The organism is Ralstonia sp. 1138, assembly GCF_040544795.1.
GTDB lineage: Bacteria > Pseudomonadota > Gammaproteobacteria > Burkholderiales > Burkholderiaceae > Ralstonia > Ralstonia flatus.
In genome coordinates this window covers 1-6,353 of sequence record NZ_JBEPKQ010000015.1, presented here as the reverse complement: position 1 = coordinate 6,353, position 6,353 = coordinate 1, and the positions used below count along the sequence as shown (strand labels likewise).

The 6,353-nt window shown below is 54.3% G+C and carries 2 protein-coding genes; one reads left to right on the top strand and one right to left on the bottom strand.

Annotation, left to right across the window (positions count from 1 at the left end; translation table 11 throughout):
- Positions 1-179 precede the first annotated feature (179 nt).
- Positions 180-575: a hypothetical protein gene (locus tag ABIC76_RS25440; protein WP_354535641.1), complete on the bottom strand. Its 396-nt coding sequence runs from the start codon at positions 573-575 to the stop codon at positions 180-182.
- Between the two features lie 1,205 nt (positions 576-1,780).
- Here ABIC76_RS25440 and ABIC76_RS25435 point away from each other — a divergent pair.
- A complete protein-coding gene (locus tag ABIC76_RS25435) occupies positions 1,781-5,437 on the top strand; it encodes a hypothetical protein (RefSeq protein ID WP_354535640.1) in 3,657 nt (1,218 codons plus the stop codon).
- Positions 5,438-6,353: the final 916 nt, after the last annotated feature.

The window sequence follows — 6,353 nt, the reverse complement described above, 5'->3', positions numbered from 1 at the left end:
CGCTGGCCGGACGATGACAGCTGGCTGTCGCAGATTCGCGCCTTGACCACGCAAACGGTGCTCGCGCTGCGCACCATGTTGAGCGAGCAATAGCCCATTCGCAAGCGCAGCGGCGCAGTTGTGGGCGTGACTGTACGTGGTCGCGACGGATGAGTCGGATCTACAGAGGGCGAAGAGGGTTAGGGGAGTAGATCACCTTGCATGGGCGGCGTGGCGGGAGAGGCCGGCTGACGCGCTGGCCTGGAGTAGTCGACGCGCTTGAGAACGCGTGTGAGGGTATCGAGTTCCTTCCAGATGGCGTGGGCATCGGTCGGAGAAAACTGTTCGGCGGCGACGTCGATGGCAGCGGCGTGTTCAGCCAGGCAGGGCAATGCCTGGTCTAGCGCTTGGCGGTGGTGCTGCTGGTGCCGAGCGGCCAGCCAGCGTTCGAGTGTGGTGCGTTCATCGGCGGTCAGCGCAGCGACCAGGGTCTTGGAGGGGAGGGTACCGATCACGCGTTGAGTGGTGCGCATGGCGCCTGGTGTGCGCTCGACGCGGATGAGCTGGATGGTACGGCCTTGTTCTCGGACGAGCATGAGTGGGGGTGCGGGAGACGTGGCTTCTAGGATAGCGCGGGCAGGCTGCTCGAGATCGTGACCCGGTGAATTGGCCCCGTGGGCCTTTCCTGCACTCGGAAAAAATTTTCGCCGGCGAAAATGGACTCGGTCCTGACACGTGCGAGATGCACAGTGAAGCCAGCCTTGAGGCTGGCTTTTTTATGTCCTGGTTGGGCGGAACTTCTGATCGAAAGATTTACATTCTGCTGCACGGTGAGCGTTACGGTCGCAAGCCTGTGTTGGTCCCCTCAAGGTTGTGCCACAGGCCCCGCGTCCGTCACCATGTTCCGTGGGCAATACACGCGCGATCACTGCTACGCAGCTGGGGGGCAAGCATTTCATGCTGCTCGATCGGACGCGAGTTCACCGAATTCCGCATCCGGTTTCCGAATTCGCGCTGATGCGTCCCCCGTAAAAAAGAAGCCAAACATCCGTGCGAAGATGTTTGGCTTATGAGAGAGCCCCTAAAGAGGCCCAGGCGGGCCGCGTGGACAGTCCCAAATAACCACGCGGCATGGTTAAAGTGCCCGAATTCAAGCGGGCAATTCAAAACAAATGCATCAATGGGTCGATGAATTGCAAAAGCGCCACGCCATAAATTAATAATTCATTGTCAATTAAATTGAATTTCAATCTAATATTGGCTTCATAATTATTAAATATTGTAGCGCCTACAAAGTATCGCGCTCAGTGCGTTGACTAGCATCTATGATCCGCGACAGGTAGAAGGTACCCCTGCGAATTCTCTTGAGCACCAAACCGCATCAAGCGATCTGCAACGCCGTGTCGGTGACCCGGCGGCCGTCGTTGCTATCGACGGCACAAGCCGTCATGGCTGCGTACATCGCGCGCGGCGCTGACTCGTTTCGCTGGCGGCTGTGACTGCGGTGGTGTTTCGGCTTGGAGCCGGTGCAGATTTCTTGCCAATTTAAATGGAAGGAGCACGATAATTGTCGTCAAATTAATGCCGAATTTTTTGTGCTCTCGCACCAAAATTGATGCGAGGCTTTCTTCGCCTCTGTTAAATCCATCGGATCCAAGTGTGGCACCGATTTGAAGGGATGGCGGTGAGTAGAAATCCCAGGGGTGATATGGATCCGATTCTCATGCCTGGAAATTGGAGGGGTTGAGTAAAAAATAATATAAAGATATTTATTCAAAAAATAAAACAGGAGACTTCTTCCATGAGCATCAATAATTCACATCGCGTAAAGTATAAATTGATGTGTATTTCAGCTATATTTGCTGCCATAATGGCCGCTTGCGGTGGCGATAACGAGGAATTGCAATCAACTCAGAAAACAAGCAACTTTCGACCAATGGCAGCGGGAGACAGCTCGTCAACTACGCCTGCGACGTTCGATGTGCGTATCCCTATAACGACTGAAACATCAGGTTCTGGCACTCCACAAGTAAACCCGGTTGGGAGTAGTTATTCAGGCTACAATATTTATCAAACATGTCGATCATGCTTTCTCGGGCTGATTGGCAGCGATGCATTTAAGAACTATATCGTCCCCAGTGCGGGGCAGCTTATCACTTCATTTGGATCTTGGGGGCTGCGCAGCTACATTTCTACGGCCATATCGAGTTCTCTTCAAAGTACCTACGGCATCTCAAAGATTAATGCTGATTCGATAGGCGATGGAATCGCTTTGATGTATGTCGGCCCAACGCACTATGCTCTACAAAGAGCAGTCGACGGCATGTCGAAAGTTGTGGGAGGGAGGACCGTAAAAGTCAGCCTTGATCCCAATGCAAGTTTATCAAGTCAATATACAAAATTTATAGCTGACATATTGACTACCGACTTGATTTTCACTGGCACTTTCGGTGCCGCCCATCAAATTCGCGGCGCGTATATAGGTACAGACGCCGCGACCCGCGCCCTAACTTCTGGAGTGGCCGGCGCAACAGCGGCATTGGCCTCTGAAATCATAAAGCGAAGGGCGATGAGCCAATATCCTAATATTTTCAAGGAAGTCAGAATAACAGGATCGCGAATCGATAGTTTGCGAAATGATTTTCGCTTGATGATCGATCTATCAAAAAAACCGGCGCGCAACGAATTTATTACACGGCTTCTCGCTGCTTCCGTTGGCTCCAATCTCACCGGCACCCTGCCGAGTTGGATTGCATCAACACATAATAATTTCGTCGCCGATGGCAGCAAATCTGTAGCCGCACTTATTGGTTGGTTTAGTGCCCGCAGACTGGCTCAGTACATGCTGATGCGGGGTCCACGATCTGCTAATCAGGCGCCTGCACCTGCATCTGTCAGTACAGTCGTCGAACACCTTGAGGCAAATTCGCGCATGCGCGGGGAGACCATTGATACCGATTCTCCGGACGCCCTGATCGAACTCCTGGTCAGGGAGGCGGCGATGGATTTTCTTGCGGCAGACCTCGGCACAACCTCTTCCGCTATCGCGATGAGCGATGTGGATTTTCGCGCTATCCAAGCAGAAGTAAAAAAGCAAGTTGGAACTCTTTCGCAAGCCGATCAAAGTGCATTCGTGACCAACATAGGTAACGCTGTTGCACGAGATATGGTTCAACGCAGCACAACCCTCGGCAAGAACAGCACTGATGAAACTAGCATAGCGACCGCGTCTAGTCGGTTGGCGCAGTTTTTAGCGAATGTCGTCAGCAGTGTCCAAGCGGCGAGCAACTACGTCGACTTCAAAACCAAGTTGCAGGCCGAGGCATCCTCTTTAGCACAGTACCTTGCCTCCGCGGATGGAGCCCAAGTGGAACGGCTATTTGAGCAGGATGAAGTGGTTGAAGGGACTCCAGATACCATCGCGAGCGGGTCGCCAGTCTCTACGACAGACCCCAATCAGATGGCGGAAGTACAGATTGAGTCTTCAATTGCGACTTGGGATGCGTTGAGGTCACAAGCAACGGCTCAGGGTCTGACGGCTCCAATCCAACAGACGCTGGACCAAATTCGCGCCAATGCCATAACTCGATTGACCGCGGCAGGAACCAAATCTGACCCGTCTACTATTTTTGACCAAGGCGGCCATATGGTGCTCCAAAGCGCGGCGGTAAATGGAGCAACAACTTCCACCGGCGCCACGGACACTTCTCGCGATGGGCGGTATCGCTACGCGGAGTTCCTCGCCGGACGCCAAGCGATTCTCGCGGGTAACGCTGTTACTCCGTACCAGAAAGGGCTCTTGCGGATTTCTTCATCGTTTGATGGCTTGAGCAAAGCTGCTCGATCTCCTAGCTCCGTTGGCCAAGTTAGTGCAGGGAGCATCGCAGGCGGTGTGGTCACGTCTGTGGTATTGAGCGGCGGGGGCGCTGCAGGTGCGACCTATGCAGCGATTGGCATCAACGCTGTATCTGATGCGACTGGCGCGTTCGCCGATGGTCTGGCCGCGGCGGCCCAGAGTATGGCGAACGCGCCTACTTCTGACGCGGTAGCGGAATTGATTAATTCGCTGGCTGTCGAAGACGGCGTGTTAGGAGTCGACGTCCTCCCCGCGGGCTCCGCTGCAGCGGCGTGTGTCGCTCGCAATCGCGAAAAATCCAAGGCGAGAACTTGGTTTGCTAACCTGGCGGATCTTGTGCCAATGGGCGCTGCACACGCGCAGGCTTGCGCCGCTCCGCCTGCAGTTGCTGGCGCAGCCGTGGTAGGCGGCGCGGTCGGTGGGCTTCTCGGAAGAGTTGCCTCTATTCCGATCGTCAGCCGATTGGATGCGGGACGCTATGGCTACTTTGAGCGAGGCTCCCCGCAGCCATTTACCTTGACAGGAGTGAACTTTCCCGCAGGGATCACAGCCACTTACAACGGCCAATCCTGTGCGATCACGTCCACCTCGTCGACGAAGATCACAGGGACCTGTCCGCCCACAACTGCAATTGGCGCCCATACGTTCTTAGCACGCGGCGTTGGCGTAAATGGTAGCTACTCAGCGACGATCTACACGCATGCTCCTGCAGTACAAACGGTGAATCCGTCTTCGGTTATGTCGGGCGCGGCTACGCAATTTTCGCTGACCGGCCATTGGTTTACCGCAACAACGAGTGTGCAACTTAACGGCAATTCTTGCCCTGTCGCATCGTGGACGCCCGGTTCGTTGGTCGCCAATTGTCCCGGTGTCAGTTCTACCGCTGCGACTATACCGCTGCAGGTATATGAAGCCCCGAGCTTGCTGAGTTCATCAACAAGCATCGCGGTAACACCGCTTCCGCTAGCTAGCATTGACTCGAGCATATATACGGGCGGCGGCGGTGGCAGTCCGATGCGAGTCGGGTATCGCTACAACGCCAACGCGAAAGTGATTTCGCCTAGCGGATGCTCTGCGCCACTGTCCTTTGCGAGCACTGATTCCAGCGTAGTTAGTGTGGATGCCTCCGGAAACATTACCGCGGTCGCTCCCGGTAAAGCAGGGGTTTCCGTAAGTTCACCGGGCGTTGCGGGTGCTTGTGCTGCGGCGACCAAAGGGCCGCTTCCGCTGTCAGTCTCCATTGGTACGGTTAGTACGCTTAAGTCCAATGGGATCGAGGGGACTATTAATAATAGTCAGGCAAGGGTCGATATCTGGGGGCAATATTTTTCAAATGCTTCCACTGTAAAATATGGCGTCAATATTGGTACGACCCAATGCCAGAATGTAACGGTTGAGCATTACGGTTCAGATCCGCTGTCAGCGTCTGATGTCATTCACGCAACATGCGATGTCTCTGCGCTGCGTCCTGCTTCCGGCAATCCGGCGGTTGTGCAGTATGCGGTAACAGCTAGCCGTAATGGCGGACCTGCAATGCTTTTGCCGACACAGGGCACTTCATTTTCGCATCAAGTAAGCATTCAACCAGGTACGAATCCCTGAGCAAATGTTTATAGTCTGGCGTATCGCTGGGACCTACTAGATAGGTAGCGTCAAGAAGGGGGCCAAACATCCGTGCAAGGATGTTTGGCCTATGAAAGAGCCTCGAAGAGGCCTCAGGTGGGTCGCGTGCACAGTCCACAAAAACCACGCAGCATGGCTAAGGTGCCGGAGTTCGAGGTAAGCGCCCGAAGTACACCGTCTTGATGGCGGAATAGCAATGAGGTAAGCGCCTGATCAATACCGTCTAGCGGACAGCTGAGGACTGCCAGACCATAACGACTTCAACGTGAATGACCGTGTGTGTCCGCAAAGTCGATTTATGGACATAGTGCCTGAGGCCAGTCAAACTGGAGGCGCGCCAGTGCAATGGTCGTTAGTCGCCGGAATTCAAATTTGCGGTTGTCCTGAAGACGTTTGACCTAGCGCTTCGGTCGCGTGAATCGCCGTGAACCTGACGTCAATGCGAACCAGATTTGGTCGTAGCGTTGACTTCACGCTGGTGACTTGCTCACACATCGGGACCAAACCGACACGATGTTGCATGTGATCATCGAAGAGCAATAGCAGCGCCAGTTCCCCACAGAGCGGGATGATGCGAAGCCGCGTGCGGAAGGCGGCAGCATTCGTGTTGAGCGTGGCAATGTCAAGATCAAAACGGACTATGTTGACCGGCCCTGCTTCCGCTGTATCGGTTCGCGTCAATCTAAGATTGGTACCCCCCTCGCAATATCGCCAAAATCAGTGACAGGTTGCAGGGAGTGCCTTGTGCGGATTGGTCGACTGTGATGCGTGCAAATAATGTTGCAGTCATAACCATTAACTCGTAAGCGTGTCCCCAGCACCGTCTCGACGGCGTGAAAGGAAGTTGCCAGAGTGGTCCCCACCAAAAAGTAGTGGGGACCACAGTGGCAACAGA

Coding starts and splice junctions, on each gene's coding strand:
- ABIC76_RS25435 (WP_354535640.1), top strand. CDS start 1,781: ATGAGCATCAATAATTCACATCGCGTAAAGTATAAATTGATGTGTATT.
- ABIC76_RS25440 (WP_354535641.1), bottom strand. CDS start 575: ATGCTCGTCCGAGAACAAGGCCGTACCATCCAGCTCATCCGCGTCGAG.